The organism is Aequorivita lipolytica (genome assembly GCF_007997135.1).
Lineage (GTDB): Bacteria > Bacteroidota > Bacteroidia > Flavobacteriales > Flavobacteriaceae > Aequorivita > Aequorivita lipolytica.
In genome coordinates, this window is the sequence record NZ_VORU01000006.1 from 119,565 (window position 1) to 136,405 (window position 16,841).

Below are 16,841 nucleotides of genomic sequence, written 5' to 3' on the forward strand. Positions count from 1 at the left end.
AATTAGAAGTTCATCGATTTTTTCCTGTTACACCATCAAAATATGTTCTTAGCTTCACGCTATCCAATTCAATATTACCTGATGGATAAAAAGCAGGGTTTATAATGATGGATTTTTTTTTGTAGTCAAAACCCACACAGATTATTGGAACTTTTGCAGCTAACGCAATATAATAGAAACCCGTTTTCCAAGTTAAAACTTTTTTTCGAGTACCTTCAGGTGACAGAGCTAAACGAAATTCATCTTTTTTCTTAAAAATTTCAGCAATTGCCTCAACCTTATTTTGCCCAGGGGTTCGGTCTAATTTTACGCCACCCGTCCAACGGAAATACCATCCAAATGGCCAGCTAAAGAGTTCTTTTTTTGCGATATAGTTTATCTGGGTCTTTGTTAATCTTCGTGTGAATAACCCGAGATAAAAATCATGCCAGCTTGTATGCGGAACGACTATTATAACTGCTTTTTTAACCGCTGGAGCAAAGGTACCTTCAATGCGCCAGCCCATTAATTTTTCAAAAATAAATTTTGTAATTCCCATAGAGAGCTGATGTGTTTTACATCTTTAAATATAATTCTCTTAATTTTTCATAGGTAATTACTTCCTCCCAATTGCTTCCCAATGCATTTTCCCAAAGAGGCACCATTCCCAAAGCTACGGTTATCATTGAGTTCAATTGTTCTTCGGTAAGATTTTTGCAGATTTCTTGGGGAATTTCAACTCCGTGTTTCTTTACCATTTTTTTGAATAGCGCAACATCTTTAGAATAAAATTCTTCTAAATACTGAAAAACGATACAATTGCCAACCCCGTGCTTTGTTCCCAAAACGTAACCCAGCCCATAACTCATTGCATGCGCCACGCCTACTTGCGAATAAGCGATGCTCATTCCACCATGCCAGGAGGCCATCATCAATTTTGCCCGTGATTCTTCTTCGGAGAGGGAATCGTCCAAGAATATTTCCTTACATAAATCGTATGCTTTTTCGCCATAGCTTTGGCTAAAAGCGTTTAGAAATGTACCGTTCAAAGATTCCACACAGTGAATAAAACAATCCATTCCTGTGTAAAACCATTGATTTTTTGGAACCCCTTTTGTAAGTTCTGGGTCTAGAATTACTTGATCAAAAGGTGTAAAGTCACTATTGATTCCTAATTTGCGCACGGGTCCGGTTAAAACTGTAGTTCGAGAAACTTCAGCTCCCGTTCCCGAAATGGTTGGAATACCAACGTGGTAAACGGCTTTCTGTTTTACCAAATCCCATCCTTGATAATCGGCAGCACTTCCTTTATTTATAAGCATAATGGAAACGGCTTTTGCAAGATCCATCACTGTTCCCCCACCAATACCAATTATTCCCGAAGGTGTATTGGTGAATTCGGCTTTAATTTTTTTTACCAAATCATCAACTTGAGATGTTTTCGGTTCTTCTTCAGTAGAAACAAAGATTAATTTGTCATTGAAACGAAGGTTAATTCGATCCAAAAATTCCTTATTTCGCTCAAAAACATCATCTACTAAAAATATAAACGGAGCCTTTTCCTGCTTCTGTGCTGAAAGGATTGAGGTAAGCTGGTCAAAACAACCTTCTCCAAAAACCACCTTGGGCACCATCGGGAAATTTCTAAATTTGTTATTTACGGCGTTCGGTTTCTTTTCTTTCAGAAGTTTATTCGCCCTTATAAGATCTTCAGGAGTATCTATTTCAACTCCAGTTGTATTTGAAACTGCCATTTTTATATTTTTCCCGTATTCTAAGTAACGAATACATTCTATTTTTTCTACTGCTTCCAAAGAGCGCATAGGCAGTCGGTAAAAATCCATTATTGCCTGCTTCCTGAAAGCGTAAATACCTTTGTGCTTGTAGTATTGCATTTCCACATTCTTATCGCGTGGATATGGAATTGGTGAGCGAGAAAAATAAAGTGCGAAATTATCTTTATCAACAATTACCTTCACACAGTTTGGGTCGCTAATTTCTTTCCAATCGTGTATTTCGGTCATTAGCGAAGCTAAATCTATTTTATCTGCATCTGGCTCATTAAAAACCGCCAAAACTTTTTCCAGTCCTTCTCTGCTCGTAAACGGTTCATCGCCTTGAACATTTACAACAATATCTACGTCCATGTTTTCTACAGCTTCGGCAATGCGATCGCTGCCGCAGTCGTGTTCTTTTTGGCTCATAATAGCTTTTCCGCCATTTGCTTCAATCTCTTGAAAAATAATCTCGCTATCTGTTACTACATAAACTTCATCAAAAAGATTGGTGGCCTTTGCAGCTTCATAAGTTCTAACAATTACGGGCTTTCCAGCCAAATCCTGCATTAATTTTCCGGGAAAACGAGACGCACCATAGCGCGCGGGAATCATTGCGATTATTTTCAAGTTGAAGTTTTTAAAATGATTTCAAAAATAAGAAGTTTAAGTTTGTGGCAATCTCTTTTTGCGAAGCTTTTTATAAAACTTAAAAAGTATATAAAGCAAAATTAATACAAATATGAATGCCAAAACTGGAATAAATATGGAAGCGAAGGCCATTAATACAGCAAGAGCCGTTTCTACTGTTGCAATTATTGGATTTGCAACCCCTGCTGTAGTTGTAGTTGATGTTAGCCTGGCCGCTGAAGCATTTCCCTTTATTACAGCAGCCGTACCACCTCCTGCAATAATAGCCAAGGTCCAAGTTACAACCGGATTCAAATCTATGACCGTTGCAACCATAACAGCTGTTCCAGCAACTGTTGCCAAAGGCAATGCAATTGTGTCTAGCAAATTATCCAACCATGGAATATAATAGCCTACAATCTCAACAAAAGTGGCGACCGCCATTGTTATTACAGCTGTTGTACTCCCTATCCATTGCCAGTTTTCATTTATGGGAATAACTTCGCAAAAGCTTGCAAGGCTTAAAATTAATAAGGGTAAAAAAATTCGGAAACCAACAGCAGCAGCAAGCCCAATGCCCAGAAAAATGCTGATTATGATTTCGATGTTTTCCATTAAGTACTAATCTACAAAAAATTCGTCCTTAAAACCTATTAAATACAATTTTTCACGGGCTCGGGTTACAGCGGTATAAAGCCAGCGAAGATACTCTTTATCAATTCCGTTGGGAAGATATGGCTGCTCAACAAAAACAGTATTCCACTGTCCTCCTTGCGATTTATGACAGGTAATAGCGTAACTGAATTTTACTTGAAGCGCATTAAAATATTTATTATTCTTAACGGCCAGAAATTTTTTGTATTTGGATTTCTCGGTTGCATAATCTTTCATCACTTCTTGATAAAGCTTGTTTGATTCATCATAAGTAAGAGAAGGGCTTTCAGAAGTAAGTGTATCTAAAAGCAGCACTGTTTCCAAAGGTTTCATATTTGGGTAATCTACCATTCTTATTTTCACTTCAGCAAAACGAAAACCATATAGCTCCTTAAAGGCGAATATTTCCAATACCTCTACAATATCGCCATTGGCAACAAATCCAGCTTCGCTTGTATTGTCTACCCAAAAATAATTGTTCTTCACCACCATCAAATAATCGCCCGCCGATAGCTCCGATTCCTGAAAAAGTATGCGTTCGCGAATGCTTTGATTGTATAGGTTCGCTCTTTTATTGGAACGCACTATTATTACTGTGTCTTCATTGCCCAAAGCTGAATAACTGTCATTTATGGCGTCCATTATTTCCTGACCATCAACAGGGCGAATAACATCCGGAAAATTTGCTCCAGAAAATTTAAAGGCTTCGTATAATTCGTCGTCCAGCCGTTCCCGAATCCGCGTTGCGTTCAACAAAATACCACTGTCCTTTTGCTGACGTACTACTTCATCCAACTCAAGAAATATCACTTCTCGATTATACTGGTTTTCTAGTAATGTTGCATCCAGCGCGGGACTAATGTCTAAATGAACAGGCGGCAACTGAGCTGAATCTCCAATTAAAAGTAATCTGCAATTATTGCCACTGTACACGTACTGCATTAAATCATCGAGTAGCGAACCGTTTTCAAATAGTTTTGAGTCTTGGTTTATATCGGGAATCATCGATGCCTCATCTACTATAAATATAGTATCCCTGTGTTTGTTTTGTTGAAGCGTGAAGGAAACAGAACCTTTATCACTCTTTGGAAAATATATTTTCTTATGAATGGTAAAAGCCTGCTGGCTTGAATAGTTACTGATGACCTTCGCCGCCCTACCCGTTGGCGCCAAAAGCACAGAGCGTTTTTTAACTTTGGATAGATTTTTTACCAAAGAGCCTACAATTGTTGTTTTTCCGGTTCCGGCGTAACCCTTGAGCAAGAAGGTTTCATTTTTGTTTGGGCTCAGCACAAATTTTGCTAATAATTGAAGTGCAATATCCTGTTTTAAGGTTGTGTTATGTGGAAAATCATTTTTTAAAAAACTGTAAAATTCTGATACATTCATCATTCGCTGCTATCAATGAGGGTTTAAAGATAGGTATGATTTTTTCAGAATATACTTTTGCGAACAAAAAAAAATTGTAGATTTGCGATAGACCTTTTAGTAAAATCAACACTTAAATAATATCAATAATGAAATTAGTAATTCAGATTGTTCTTTGGATTGTCATCATTTTTTTGGGCTGGAAGCTATATACCTCGGTTATGGGCCCGGTTGAATTCAATAAAGTTAAGGAGGCACGTTATGCCAAAGTAATTAAGAATTTAAAGGACGTACAAGCTGCAGAGCTTGCACATAAAGAAATCACAGGTAAATTTACTGGTGACTGGGACAGTTTGGTTCGTTTTATTGACACCGCCCAATTTGCCAGAACGCAGAGACGTGACACAAGTTACGCCGACGTTGCCAAGAACAAAGCTTTCGGAATTGATGAAGGTTACTTTATAGAAGAATCATTAATTGATACGCTAGGCTTTACTCCCGTTAAGGATTCGTTATTCGGAGCAACTGACAGGTATAAAACTATGATGAACGTTCCTATAGAAGGAGTTGATGCTAAGTTTGAATTAAAAGCTGGAAAAATCGAGAAAAACGATGCTACATATTCCGTATTTGAAGCAAAAATTGCAAAGAAGATTATATTGGCAGATCTTAATAAAGATCTTTTGGCTCAAGAAATTCAAGTACAATCTGTAGACGGCGTTAACGGTCCTGATATTAAGGTAGGTTCCTTAGAAGAGGTAAATACAACCGGAAACTGGCCAAAAATTTATGATTCTGCAAAAGACTGATAACATAATTGATAAATTAAAAAACAGACTGTCCGTTCAAGTTTCTTTGAACGGGCTTTCTTTTTTGGTGACAAATCCTGAAAGTGAAGGAGTTCTATTCTTTGCTGAAAAAAAGCTGGACCACAGCACTACACCAGAGGAACTATTGATGGACATAGAATCAATAATGTTCAAAAATGATATTCTTAATTCAACCTTCGCTGAAGTATCAGTTGTTTATGCAACACCTGTTTACAGTTTGGTGCCCCATTCACTTTTTGATGAAACAAAGGCTAGCGAATATTTAAAGTTCAATTCAAAAATATTGGCCAATGATTATATGGCGCACGATGTTTTGGAGAATCAGGAAATTGTGGTGGTGTACGTTCCTTTTATGAACATCAACAATTTTTTCTTTGAGAAATATGGTTCCTTTAGCTATTATCATTCTGTTACCGTTATACTGAAAACAATTCTGGAAAAAGAAAAATATACACTTCCAAAAATGTATTTGCACTTTCAGAAAAACAATTTTGATTGTATTGTTCTTAAAAATGGGGAACTGCAACTCTGCAATAGCTACACCTATAAAACTCCCGAAGACTTTATCTATTACACCCTTTTCTGTATGGAACAGTTAAACCTGAACCCTGAAAACCTACCAGTTGTACTTTGTGGCGAAATTGAAAAAGATGATGAAAATTTCAAAATTGCGTATACCTATATCAGAAACTTAGAATTTTTTGATTCAAATGCTTCCAATATAAAGACTTTGGAAGAAGATATGCCCCACAATCATTTCATCTTAAAAAACGTGCTTTAAATGCGAATTATTTCTGGAACATATAAAGGAAGAAGACTAACGGCACCAAAAAATCTGCCCGTGCGTCCAACTACCGATTTTGCGAAGGAAGCTCTTTTCAACATTCTTAGGGTTCGGTATTATTTTGACGAACTTACTGTTCTGGATCTTTTTAGCGGTACTGGAAACATCAGTTTTGAATTTGCTTCGCGTGGCGTTCCTAATATTACTTCAGTTGACGCACATCAAGGCTGTATTCAATACATAAATAAAATTTCGGAAGAGTTTTCGTTTCCTATTACCACTGTAAAATCTGAAGTATCCAAATATTTGGATACCTCCTCTGGGAAATACGATGTAATTTTTGCAGATCCGCCCTATGACTTTGACGTGTCTCAATTAGATACCATAGTTAATACAGTTTTTGATAAAAGTTTTTTAGCTGAAGAAGGGTTGCTTATTATTGAGCATTCTAAAATGAATAGTCTTTCAGACAATAAATATTTCGTAGAGGCCCGAAAATATGGTGGCAATGTTTTTAGTTTTTTTAGCAATATAAAAAATGGAACCTAACAATATAAAATTAAGTTTTGGAACTGCTAGAATTTACGGAAATATCGTGGAGATAATTATAGATGAAGGTACTGTATTTCATCAGGGAAGCTTAAAGGAGCTATTTAATCTTTTTGACACCCACTTTCCAGATGAAAACTTTGGATATATCTCAAATCGCTTAAACGATTACTCGATTGATTTAAGCCCTGCACTTTATCAATCCTTTCATAAAAACCTGACAGCAGTTGCAGCTCTTTGCTATTCAGAAATCTCTTATAAAAATGCTATGTTTGAAAAGGCATTCTACAAACACAAACCGTTTGATGCATTCAAGGATTATGATCAAGCCATAAAGTGGATTAAAACTTATTTGTAAAAAAAGCAGGCCTATAAGCCGGGTTCTGTATTCATCAAAAAGACGAATCCTTATCATTTATCTAGGCGTTCCGTTACCGAAACGCTCAATCTGCCTACCCTCCTGCATCGGGCGGGAACCCTCTCCCGATAGCTATCGGGGCACAGGTTTACGTGGCATTTCACCGCATAGAGTTTACCTGGTTTCACTACAGCATTACCTGTACATACTTTCTGCTGCACTTGTCCTTTCCTCCTTCGCTAGAGCTATGGAGGACGACGGCCGTTAGCCGCTATGCTTCCCTATGGTGTCCGGACTTTCCTCCCCGAAGCTAGTTCGGGGCGATAAGGTGGCCTGCTGCGCAAAAGTACTCCAATGTTAATAAATATGGGAAAATACGAACAGCTATTTTTTTAAAACCCGTTACACATCTTTATATTTGCTTTCACGTCAAAATTCATAACTCGGTCACTGACTACTGATCACTGAATACTGACTACTGAAAATATGGAACACTTCATTGTATCTGCCCGAAAGTACCGCCCCGCCGTTTTTAAAGACGTTGTTGGGCAACAGGCCATAACCAACACTTTGGAAAACGCCATAGAAAACAATCACCTTGCCCAAGCATTGCTTTTTACGGGCCCCCGAGGCGTTGGGAAAACTACTTGTGCACGAATTCTCGCAAAGAAAATTAACCAGGATGGCACCGAAAAGGAAGACGAGGATTTCGCTTTTAATATTTTTGAACTCGATGCGGCTTCAAATAATTCGGTAGACGATATTCGAAATCTTATCGATCAAGTTCGGATTCCGCCACAAGTTGGAAAATACAAGGTTTATATTATTGATGAAGTACATATGCTGTCCTCAGCGGCTTTCAATGCTTTTCTAAAAACCTTGGAAGAACCACCAAAACACGCCATTTTCATTTTGGCAACTACCGAAAAACACAAAATAATACCGACCATCCTTTCCCGTTGCCAGATTTTTGATTTCAGGAGAATTGGCGTTCGTGATATAAAAAATCATTTGGCGGACGTTGCGAAAGCCGAAAACATTGATGCCGAAGACGACGCCCTACACATAATCGCCCAAAAAGCAGATGGTGCGCTACGCGATGCCCTTTCAATTTTTGACCGAGTAGTAAGTTTCTCCGGAAAAAACCTTACTCGCGAAGCCGTCACCGAAAACCTGAACGTGCTGGACTATACGTGGTATTTTCAGATTACCGATTTGCTTTTGGAAAACAACATTCCGCAAGTTTTAGTTACTTATAACGATATTCTTTCAAAAGGTTTTGACGGTCACCATTTTATTATGGGCCTCGCTTCGCACTTCCGCGACTTGTTGGTTTGCAAAAACCAGGTAACAATCGAGCTTTTGGAAGTTGGCGAACAAGTAAAAACAATGTATTTTGAACAATCGCAAAAAACGGACACACAGTTTTTAATTGACGGTATTGACATTGCAAACACTTGCGATTTAAAGTATAAAAACAGCCAGAACCAACGGCTACTTGTTGAACTTTGCCTACTGCAGCTTGCTTCCCTGACTTTTCAGGGCGAAAAAAAAAAGCTTGATCCCCGCGTAGACGGGGACCTCATGAACAATAGTACCAATCGTTTCGTAATACCTCCCTCCCATTTTAAGAGTGAAAAATTTACTTCGGAAAAGATAACTTCTGCAGGAAATGTTGTACCCCAATCTCCAAAAAAGATTGAAACAGAAATCGAAATGGAAATCGAAGAAAGCAAAGCAAGTGAACCTTCCGAAGAGCTTGGCACTGAAAACACTCAACCGAAAACACCTGTCCACCGAAGCTTTTCTAGCGTAGGTGGAGAAAACCAAGAACAGACAACTGACAACCGAGAGTCTCAAAAAGTAATTGAGCGTCCACAAATTTTAGCAGAGCGCAATGCTAAAAAAGTCTCGGCGCTTTCGCTAAAAAGCATTCAAAAAAAGCAGGAAATAAAGCAGGAAATGGTTGCGAACCAACCCGATGCAGAAAACCTTCCTGTTAATAATTTTTCTGAAGAAGAAATGCAAGCAGCATGGACGGAATATACCGCAAATGTAGAAAGTGAAGGAAAATTTAATTTGCTTTCACATTTAACGATGGGCGTTCCAAAACTGGACGGATCCATCATTCATCTCGAATTCCCTAATCATACAATAAAGACCGAAGTAGAACGCGCTAAATATGAACTGCTCAGCTTTCTGCGTGAAAAACTTCAGAATTATGAAATTGACCTGGACATAATAGTTAATGAAACTATCACAAAAAGATACGCATATACAACGAGGGAAAAATTTGAAAAAATGAAAGAAATGAACCCGTTGATCGAAAAACTTAGACAGGAATTTGATTTGGATATCTAAAAAAAATCGTTTCGGCTCCGCTCAACGACCAGTTTTTCTATAAAGCAATTTGAAACTTGAAACCTTGAACCTGAAACTAAAATTATGCTTGGCTTAAAACTTCCCACAGATCCACGATGGGTAAACATTGTTGAAAAAAATATAGAAGACATTCTTACAGATCACGCTTGGTGTGAACAGAAAGCATCTTCAACAGCCATTTCTTTAATAGTTGGCTTTCCCGAATACACAGAGCTAATTCAGGAAATGATTGCTTTGGTGAAAGAAGAAATTAGTCATTTTAAGATGGTGCACGATAAAATCGTGGAGCGCGGCTGGGTTTTAGGACGCGACCGTAAAGATGAATATGTAATGCAAATTATTTCATTCTTCCCAAAAGGCGGAAGCAGAACCACACAGCTTGTACACAGATTGCTTTATGCTGCATTAATTGAAGCCCGCAGTTGTGAGCGTTTCCGTTTACTCAGCGAAGAATTGGAAGACAAAGAACTTGCAGAATTCTATAGAAAACTGATGGTCAGCGAAGCAAATCACTACACTATGTTTCTCGGTTTTGCGCGTCAATACGGCGACAGAAAAGAAGTAGACCAAAAATGGAACGACCTTCTTTCTTTTGAAGCTGAGGTAATGAAAGACCTTAGTAAGCATCAATCTATTCACGGATAAAACTTTCTTAAAATTTCTGTCATGAAGCTAAAAAGAAGAAGAAAGTTAGTTAATTATTTAAGTCTCTTAGATCAGCCAATTAGATTCAATCCTTTCGTTTTTAGTAGAATGTTTATCCTTTGGGCGGTTTTGGGCTTGCTGGGAGGCATCATTTCAGGTGGTTATTGGATAGTATTGGAACATTTTACTGAATTTCTCTCAACATTTGAAGGTTGGTACGTAATACCTACAATGGCCGTCTGCGGTTTATTGGCAGGAATAGTAATTCATCTTATTGGCGATCCTGGAGAAATTCACTTAATAGTGAACAATATCCGTTTCAACCACGGAAAGCTAGACCCCAAGAATAACCCTTCCATGATTCTATCTTCCCTGTTATGCGTAGCATCTGGTGGAAGTTTGGGGCCTGAGGCGCCGTTGGTTCAAGTAACGGGTTCCACGGGAACGTGGTTGGGTAAGTTATTTAGGTTGAAAGGTGAAGAACTGCGGTCTTTAAGCATTGCCGGAATGGCTTCGGGCTTTACAGCATTATTTGGCGCTCCATTGGGCGGAAGTCTTTTCGCTTTGGAAATATTACACCACAAACACGCTGTAGAATACTACAAAGCTATTATTCCGGCTTTGGTAGCCAGTTGTTTCAGTTATATAATTTTTGCTTTAATCGTTCATCTTGGTCTAGGGCCCATCTGGAATTTACCCGCTTATGAAATGGCAAGCGTTTTCGATTTTGCATGGGCTTTCTTCTTTGCTGTCATAGCCACGGTACTTGGTTGGGGATTTATCTTTTGCACCAAATTTTTTAAAGCGGCTTTCGAAAAAATAAAAACGCCTATTTATATAAAAACGCTTATAGGCGGTATTATTCTTGGAACCATTGCTTATTACCTTCCGCTTACGCGTTACTTTGGCCACCACCAAATAAACAATTTAATAACTGGCGATCTTACTGTAAATTTTCTGCTTGCCGTACTTGTTTTCAAAATTATTGCCATCGCCATAACAGTAACCTCTGGTTGGCGTGGCGGATTTATCATTCCATTATTTTTCAGCGGTACTGCTTTAGGACTTTTATTACATACTATCTTCCCTTCTGTTAGCCTCTCACTTACTATTGTAAGCTGCATGGCCGCCATTAATGCTTGCGTTACGCGCACGCCGATGAGTACTACCATTCTTTTGGCAACGCTCACGGGTTTTACTTATTTTATTCCAATCCTTTTTGCTAGTTTAACAGGCTATTTCCTCGCACCTCGGATTCCATTTATTGAAGCCCAAATGGAGGATAGGGAACGGAAAAAAACAAAGAGAAAACAATCTAAAGCTTAAGACCGATCGTAATGAACGAAAAAATGAAACAAACAGCAATAGATTTTTATAAAATGGCATACGGAGGTATCCTCTGAAAAGCAATCGAACTATATTTAGAATCAGAATACATTCAGCACAATCCAGCTGTTAAAAATGGGATGGAAGGTTTTATTGAATATTTTGAAAAGATGCAGAAAGAATGTCCAGACAAAACAATAAAAAGAGCTAATCACTTTTCAAAAATAATTAGTGTTTTCGCAGCAAAAAAGTTCTTAGGAATTATTCATTAGTAATTATTCATTACTAATTAATTAACCTCCATCTCCTCCGCAATCTTTTCATTGTAAAGACTCCGCACGATTCCATCACTAAGCCCAATTTTGGGCACATATACATTCTTAGACTTACTCCATTTCATAGCAGAAAGATAGATGCGCGTGGCAGGAATAACCACATCGGCACGGTCTGGGTTCATATCCAGTTCTGTGATTCGCTCCTCAAAGGTGAGCGATTTAATAAGTTCGTAGTAAGAAGAAAGGTAAAAGTAGCTGAGAGGCTTTCCTATTTTTTTACCGCTCTTTTTGAAAATGGTATTAATATTTCCACCGCTACCAATGACTGAGACTCTTTTAAAACCTTTGGTTTCCTTTTTAATCCAAGTTTCCATATCGTCCCAAATACAATCGTGAACCAGACCTTCCAGTAGCCTAACAGTTCCCAATTTAAAACTTTTGGAGATTACATTAGTGCCATTGGCAAAAAGGGTAAGTTCTGTGCTTCCACCGCCCACATCTACATAGAGAAATACTTTATCGTTCTCTATTAGGCTTTTTAAATCTGTAGAAGCAATAATAGCTGCCTCATCGTTACCATCAATAATATTTATGTGCAGGCCGCTTTTATTTTCAATCATTTCAGCTACCTCCCGCCCATTTGCAGCTTCTCTCATAGCCGAAGTAGCACACGCTCTAAAACGTTTTATATTGTGGGTTTTCATTAATAGTTTGAAGGCTTGCATGGCATCAATCATTCTATTGGCACTATTCTCAGAAATTTTTCCCTTTAGAAAAACTTCCGCTCCCAAACGTATCGGCACGCGTACCAAAGAAGTTTTTTTGAATATAGTATCCTTTCCCTCCTGCTCAATAACAGAAACCACCAATAACCTGATGGCATTACTACCTATATCCACGGCACCGTATTTTTCAATATTTAACAAATCAGTATACTTCTAGTTTTTTTAAATAATAATCATACATTTTAAATTGGGAACGAACCAGCGGTTTGTTGTTCTTAAGATACGCATTATCATTTTTAATACTTATTACGCGTGCTTTAACATTGTCGCTCCAACCTATTTCGAAATTTTCGAGTATTTCTTTTTTTATATCGTCATCATAGATTGGGCAGGAAATTTCTACCCTATTGTCAAGATTTCTACCCATAAAATCTGCCGAAGAAATATACATTTTGATATTGCCAGCATTTTCAAATATAAACAACCGTGGATGTTCCAAATATTTTCCCACAATACTTATTGCCTCAATATTCTCGCTCATCCCTTTTACACCGGGAATTAAACAGCAAATGCCACGTATAATCATCTTTATTTTTACTCCGGCCCGACTTGCTTCGTAAAGTTTATCTATCATCTTAAAATCTGAAAGACTGTTGAGCTTAAGCTTAATACCGCTGGGAAGTCCAGCTTTTTTGTTTTTTATTTCGGCATCAATCAATGAATAGATTGCCTTTCGTGTGTAATGCGGAGAAACTATGAGATGTTGGTATTTACGCACTTGATAATTCACTTCAAAAAACTCGAACACTTTATTTATCTCTTTACAGATTTTCTGGTTTGCCGTAAAAAGTGTGTAATCTGTATAAAGTCTCGCCGTAGATTCGTTGAAATTACCTGTGCTCAAAATTCCGTAGCGCACTTTTTTATTGTTTTCAATCCTTTCAACCAAGCAGGCTTTACTGTGAACCTTCAATCCTTTTACGCCAAAAATTAAACGGATGTCTTCACTTTGTAACAATTCGGCATATTCAATGTTTGCTTCTTCGTCAAAACGGGCCTGAAGTTCGATCTGCACAGTAACGTCTTTTCCATTTTTCTTTGCATTTATCAGTGAACTGGCAATGTGTGAAACTTCCGCAAGACGATAAATAGTAATCTTGATGGATTTCACTTTAGGGTCCAGCGCCGCCTCACGCAGAAACTTAATTACGTACATGAACGTTTGATAGGGTGCGTGCAGCAAATAATCTTTCTCAGCAATTTTATCAAACAGACTGCCCTGAAGGCTCAAACCAGGAATAGGCAATGGTTCTTGATGCTCATACTGAAGATCGGGCCGTCCCAGACGCGGAAAATTCATATAATCACGTCTGTTGTGGTAACGACCACCGGGAATGATACTATCTGTTTTATCAATACCCATTTTTTCCAGCAAAAATTGCAAAGTTCTTTTGTCAATACTTTTGTCGTACACAAACCGAACTGGATCACCCACACTTCTATTTTTTACACTTTTTGAAATTTTATCTATAAAACTTCGGCTTAAATCACTGTCTATATCCAGTTCGGCATCGCGGGTAATCTTTATCATATGTGCCGAAATGGTTTCATATTTAAAAATGCTGAAAATGTTGTGAAGACAATGGCGAATAAGGTCGTCCAGAATAATTACGTACTGCTTCTCCCCTTTTGGCGGAAGCACTACAAACCTATCAATAGTACGCGGAATTTCTATAAGTGCATAGTTGTGCTTTGCCTCAAAAGTATCATCATCCTTACTCATAACCATCGTTACGGCAAGGTAGGCAGCACTATCCCGTAAGCTTGGAAATTCTTCCAACTCCCCAATCATAATGGTCATCATGGCCGGACTTACGTTTCTAATGAAATATTCCGAAATAAATTTACTCTGTTCCGGAGTTATCTCTGTTTCATCAATTATAAAAATATTTTCCTTACGAAGTTCCTTTTGAATATCACTCAGAATATTCAAACTGTGGGCTTGTTGCGCAATTACGGTTTGAGTAATTTCTTCCAAAAGATCTTTTGCTGAAATACCGCCCAGAAAGTTGCGCCCCATCTTTCCGGCTTCCACGATACGCTTGATAGTGGCATAGCGCACCTTGAAGAATTCATCCAGATTATTCGAAAAAATTCCTAAAAATCGAAGCCTTTCAATCAAAGGAAGTTTTTTGTCGTTTGCCTCCTGCAAGACACGCGCATTAAACTGCAGCCAGCTTAGCTCTCTGTTATTGTATTGATTGCGAACCTGTGTATTTGTATCAACTTTTTCGGTCATTATTTAAGATCCCTTGGGAAAATTGTTTTGACGGTTTCACCCGTAGTTATTTCACTCCACTTGTTTTCTTCAAACTGCAACATCACAAAACCACAAGTAGGAACATTGTCAATATAGTGGTTTCCCAGCATATTTGCAACGGAAGTAAAGGCGTGGTTATGACCCACAATCATTACTTTGTCCAGCTCATCAGGCAAAGATTTTATGATTCGCATTACATTCTGGCCACTAAAATCGTAGAGATCGTGATTAGTTTCAAAATCTGCATCGTCGATATCTAGCGCGTCTTTAAAGAAATGCGCGGTGGATAGTGCGCGCGTAGCATCACTGCTTATTATTTTTTGAGGAGGCTCAATTGTTTTTGAAACCTTATTTGAAACCAATTTTCCATCACGCTCTCCCCTTCCTTTTAAAGGTCGTTTATGGTCGTCAACATCATGTTTCCAAGATGATTTTGCATGTCTAACTAAGTAAAGTGTTTTCATAAAATTGTTTCAGGTTTCAGGTTCCAAGTTTCAGGTTTTGGAGTTTAAAGTTTTGAACATTGAATATTCTTTAAGGAGCCAAACGTTCAATAACCCAATCATCATATTTAAAAGTATAACGAATCCTGTCATGAAGCCTATTGGGTCTTCCCTGCCAAAATTCAATTGAAATAGGTTTCACCAAAAAACCACCCCAATCGTTTGGCTTTGGCACTTCATCGTTTTCGTACTTTTTTTCGAGCTCGGCCAGATTCTTTTCTAAAACCTCACGCGACTCCACAACACTGCTTTGGTGCGAAACCGCAGCTCCCAGTTGGCTCCCTTTTGGTCTAGAATGAAAATAATTGGTTGAATCTGCCACTGATGTTTTTTCAGCAGTTCCTTTAATAATAATTTGACGCTCCATATTTGGCCAAAAGAACGAAAGTGAAACTTTTTTGCAATTGGCTATGGATTCGCCTTTTTCGCTATTATAATTGGTATAAAAATAGAAGCCGTATTCATCGTATTTTTTCAGCAGCACAACTCTACCTTTCGGAAAACCGTCGGTGCCAATTGTGGAAATGGTCATTGCATTTACTTCATCCACGCCTCCGTTATCCTTCACTTCATAAAACCAAGTTCGGAATTGCTGCATCGGGTTTTCATCAACCGATGTTTCAGAAAGTTCGCCCTTATCGTAGGATTTTCGGTAGTCGTGAAGCTTTTCAGCCATAGTTCAAGTTTTAACGCAAGTTAAGGGTTTTGGATAAGCTATAAAACAGTGGCTTATTAAATATCTATTAAATTTTGGTTGCTGTGAATACTGTGGATATTGAATTTTCAATTTCGTCACTATAGCTTTCGAAATCGATTTCAAAACGAAAACGTTTTTCCATCCTCAGCCAATTCCACATTCTCAAAAACCTCCTGTGCTTCTTTTCTAAATAGATCCAAATTTCCATAACGACCAGAATAATGCCCAAGTATCAAAGTTCCAACTTTAGCCTTTCTGGCAATAACCCCAGCTTCTTTAGCAGTACTGTGCTTGGTTTTATCGCAAAGATGATGGTGCTCTTCTAAAAAAGTAGATTCGTGATATAAGACGTTCGCATTTTCGATTTGCGAAACCATTACAGGATTATAAGCCGTATCACTGCAATAAGCATAGCTTTTTGGGGGCGGTGGATCAAAAGTGATTTTTTTATTTAGAATCAGTTTTCCATCTCTGTTTTCAACATCAAAACCTTGTTTTATTTTGTTGTAATAGCTCAAATCTATATTGAGCTTCCGGGCTGTTTCAACGTCCAACTTTCTATCATCGGGTTTTTCTTTAAAAAGAAATCCGTTGGTATAAACCCTGTGATCCAGCGGTATTGTTTCTACAGAAACCTTGTCATCCTCAAAAATAATTTGGGGCGTCGTTTCTTCCAACTCGTGAAAATATAGTGGGTAATTAGTGTATGTTTTTCCAAGTTTGAGAAGAAGCAGAATAGCCTCTTTGATTCCTTTTGGACCATAAACGTGCAATTCGGCTTCCCTTCCCAAAAGTAAAAAAGTAGAAATTAGGCCCGGCAAACCGAAAAAGTGATCGCCGTGTAAATGGGAAATAAAAATATGTCTGATTCTAGAGAATTTAACCCTGTATTTTCGCAATTGCATTTGCGTTCCTTCGCCACAATCAATCAAAAATAAATGTCCCTTCATCTCCAAAACCTGCGCCGTTGGGTGCGCTGAGGCCTTTGGTGTTGCAGAATGACATCCTAGGATAGTTAAATTCATAAATAAGTATACAGTG

The 16,841-nt window shown here is 38.1% G+C and carries 16 protein-coding genes, 1 other RNA gene and 1 pseudogene; 7 read left to right on the forward strand and 11 right to left on the reverse strand.

Annotation, left to right across the window (positions count from 1 at the left end; genetic code table 11):
• Window positions 1–10: 10 nt before the first annotated feature.
• The 5 genes and pseudogenes from ESV24_RS09000 to ESV24_RS09015 all read right to left on the reverse strand — a co-directional run bounded on the left by ESV24_RS09000 (window position 11) and on the right by ESV24_RS09015 (window position 4,427).
• The gene (locus ESV24_RS09000; protein ID WP_111815860.1) at window positions 11–538 is read right to left on the reverse strand and encodes a 1-acyl-sn-glycerol-3-phosphate acyltransferase; all 528 of its coding nucleotides are present in this window, start codon (window positions 536–538) and stop codon (window positions 11–13) included.
• Between the two features lie 16 nt (window positions 539–554).
• The gene (locus ESV24_RS15525; protein WP_235004026.1) at window positions 555–1,613 is read right to left on the reverse strand and encodes an iron-containing alcohol dehydrogenase family protein; all 1,059 of its coding nucleotides are present in this window, start codon (window positions 1,611–1,613) and stop codon (window positions 555–557) included.
• Between the two features lie 45 nt (window positions 1,614–1,658).
• Window positions 1,659–2,369: pseudogene (kdsB, locus tag ESV24_RS15530) on the reverse strand (3-deoxy-manno-octulosonate cytidylyltransferase); the annotation flags it as partial.
• A 51-nt stretch (window positions 2,370–2,420) separates the two neighbouring features.
• The gene (locus tag ESV24_RS09010) at window positions 2,421–2,999 is read right to left on the reverse strand and encodes a DUF4126 domain-containing protein (protein ID WP_111815858.1); all 579 of its coding nucleotides are present in this window, start codon (window positions 2,997–2,999) and stop codon (window positions 2,421–2,423) included.
• 6 nt (window positions 3,000–3,005) lie between these two features.
• Entirely contained in the window at window positions 3,006–4,427 is a 1,422-nt protein-coding gene (locus ESV24_RS09015) for an ATP-dependent DNA helicase (protein ID WP_111815857.1), read from the reverse strand.
• A 128-nt stretch (window positions 4,428–4,555) separates the two neighbouring features.
• On the opposite strand from ESV24_RS09015, the gene ESV24_RS09020 reads away from it, so the two are divergent.
• Genes ESV24_RS09020 through ESV24_RS09035 form a run of 4 tightly spaced genes read left to right on the forward strand, consistent with a single transcriptional unit; the run spans window position 4,556 to window position 6,927 of the window.
• A complete protein-coding gene (locus ESV24_RS09020) occupies window positions 4,556–5,215 on the forward strand; it encodes a hypothetical protein (RefSeq protein WP_111815856.1) in 660 nt (219 codons plus the stop codon).
• Window positions 5,196–6,017, forward strand: a complete 822-nt coding sequence (locus ESV24_RS09025; RefSeq protein WP_111815855.1) for a DUF3822 family protein — start codon at window positions 5,196–5,198, stop codon at window positions 6,015–6,017. Before ESV24_RS09020 ends, ESV24_RS09025 begins: the two co-directional genes overlap by 20 nt.
• Window positions 6,018–6,569 (forward strand): RsmD family RNA methyltransferase, encoded by a 552-nt coding sequence (locus ESV24_RS09030; protein WP_111815854.1) that lies wholly within the window; start codon window positions 6,018–6,020, stop codon window positions 6,567–6,569.
• Window positions 6,559–6,927: a hypothetical protein gene (locus ESV24_RS09035; protein ID WP_111815853.1), complete on the forward strand. Its 369-nt coding sequence runs from the start codon at window positions 6,559–6,561 to the stop codon at window positions 6,925–6,927. Before ESV24_RS09030 ends, ESV24_RS09035 begins: the two co-directional genes overlap by 11 nt.
• Here the strand turns inward: ESV24_RS09035 and rnpB are convergent.
• Window positions 6,926–7,267: RNase P RNA component class A (rnpB, locus tag ESV24_RS09040), an RNA gene on the reverse strand. The two genes, ESV24_RS09035 and rnpB, sit on opposite strands and share 2 nt — an antisense overlap.
• A 146-nt stretch (window positions 7,268–7,413) precedes the next feature.
• Here rnpB and ESV24_RS09045 point away from each other — a divergent pair.
• From ESV24_RS09045 to ESV24_RS09055, 3 genes are all read left to right on the forward strand, one after another.
• Window positions 7,414–9,288: a DNA polymerase III subunit gamma/tau gene (locus tag ESV24_RS09045; RefSeq protein ID WP_111815852.1), complete on the forward strand. Its 1,875-nt coding sequence runs from the start codon at window positions 7,414–7,416 to the stop codon at window positions 9,286–9,288.
• Between the two features lie 84 nt (window positions 9,289–9,372).
• Window positions 9,373–9,954, forward strand: coding sequence for a MiaE family protein (locus tag ESV24_RS09050; RefSeq protein WP_111815851.1), 582 nt, complete (start codon window positions 9,373–9,375; stop codon window positions 9,952–9,954).
• Window positions 9,955–9,975: 21 nt separating this feature from the next.
• Entirely contained in the window at window positions 9,976–11,280 is a 1,305-nt protein-coding gene (locus ESV24_RS09055) for a chloride channel protein (protein WP_111815850.1), read from the forward strand.
• 289 nt (window positions 11,281–11,569) lie between these two features.
• Here ESV24_RS09055 and ESV24_RS09060 read toward each other — a convergent pair whose 3' ends face one another.
• From ESV24_RS09060 to ESV24_RS09080, 5 genes are all read right to left on the reverse strand, one after another.
• On the reverse strand, window positions 11,570–12,481 hold the full coding sequence (locus ESV24_RS09060; RefSeq protein ID WP_111815849.1) for a Ppx/GppA phosphatase family protein: 912 nt from the start codon (window positions 12,479–12,481) through the stop codon (window positions 11,570–11,572).
• Window position 12,482: 1 nt separating this feature from the next.
• Window positions 12,483–14,579 carry a polyphosphate kinase 1 gene (ppk1, locus tag ESV24_RS09065; RefSeq protein WP_111815848.1) on the reverse strand — a complete coding sequence of 699 codons (2,097 nt, stop codon included), beginning with the start codon at window positions 14,577–14,579 and terminating at the stop codon, window positions 12,483–12,485.
• Entirely contained in the window at window positions 14,579–15,064 is a 486-nt protein-coding gene (locus ESV24_RS09070; RefSeq protein ID WP_111815847.1) for a SixA phosphatase family protein, read from the reverse strand. The genes ppk1 and ESV24_RS09070 overlap by 1 nt, the downstream gene beginning before the upstream one ends.
• A gap of 70 nt (window positions 15,065–15,134) precedes the next feature.
• Window positions 15,135–15,779 carry a pyridoxamine 5'-phosphate oxidase gene (gene pdxH, locus ESV24_RS09075; protein ID WP_111815846.1) on the reverse strand — a complete coding sequence of 215 codons (645 nt, stop codon included), beginning with the start codon at window positions 15,777–15,779 and terminating at the stop codon, window positions 15,135–15,137.
• 140 nt (window positions 15,780–15,919) lie between these two features.
• Complete coding sequence (locus ESV24_RS09080) at window positions 15,920–16,825, reverse strand: ribonuclease Z (RefSeq protein ID WP_111816092.1); 906 nt, start codon at window positions 16,823–16,825, stop codon at window positions 15,920–15,922.
• Window positions 16,826–16,841 lie beyond the last annotated feature (16 nt).

Excerpts from the sequence above, each read along its gene's own strand:
- ESV24_RS09035 (WP_111815853.1), top strand. The coding sequence starts at position 6,559 with ATGGAACCTAACAATATAAAATTAAGTTTTGGAACTGCTAGAATTTAC.
- ESV24_RS09055 (WP_111815850.1), top strand. The coding sequence starts at position 9,976 with ATGAAGCTAAAAAGAAGAAGAAAGTTAGTTAATTATTTAAGTCTCTTA.
- ESV24_RS09070 (WP_111815847.1), bottom strand. The coding sequence starts at position 15,064 with ATGAAAACACTTTACTTAGTTAGACATGCAAAATCATCTTGGAAACAT.
- ESV24_RS09020 (WP_111815856.1), top strand. The coding sequence starts at position 4,556 with ATGAAATTAGTAATTCAGATTGTTCTTTGGATTGTCATCATTTTTTTG.
- ppk1 (WP_111815848.1), bottom strand. The coding sequence starts at position 14,579 with ATGACCGAAAAAGTTGATACAAATACACAGGTTCGCAATCAATACAAT.
- ESV24_RS15525 (WP_235004026.1), bottom strand. The coding sequence starts at position 1,613 with ATGGTGCCCAAGGTGGTTTTTGGAGAAGGTTGTTTTGACCAGCTTACC.
- ESV24_RS09030 (WP_111815854.1), top strand. The coding sequence starts at position 6,018 with ATGCGAATTATTTCTGGAACATATAAAGGAAGAAGACTAACGGCACCA.
- ESV24_RS09080 (WP_111816092.1), bottom strand. The coding sequence starts at position 16,825 with ATGAATTTAACTATCCTAGGATGTCATTCTGCAACACCAAAGGCCTCA.
- ESV24_RS09000 (WP_111815860.1), bottom strand. The coding sequence starts at position 538 with ATGGGAATTACAAAATTTATTTTTGAAAAATTAATGGGCTGGCGCATT.
- ESV24_RS09015 (WP_111815857.1), bottom strand. The coding sequence starts at position 4,427 with ATGAATGTATCAGAATTTTACAGTTTTTTAAAAAATGATTTTCCACAT.
- ESV24_RS09050 (WP_111815851.1), top strand. The coding sequence starts at position 9,373 with ATGCTTGGCTTAAAACTTCCCACAGATCCACGATGGGTAAACATTGTT.
- ESV24_RS09025 (WP_111815855.1), top strand. The coding sequence starts at position 5,196 with ATGATTCTGCAAAAGACTGATAACATAATTGATAAATTAAAAAACAGA.
- ESV24_RS09010 (WP_111815858.1), bottom strand. The coding sequence starts at position 2,999 with ATGGAAAACATCGAAATCATAATCAGCATTTTTCTGGGCATTGGGCTT.
- ESV24_RS09045 (WP_111815852.1), top strand. The coding sequence starts at position 7,414 with ATGGAACACTTCATTGTATCTGCCCGAAAGTACCGCCCCGCCGTTTTT.
- pdxH (WP_111815846.1), bottom strand. The coding sequence starts at position 15,779 with ATGGCTGAAAAGCTTCACGACTACCGAAAATCCTACGATAAGGGCGAA.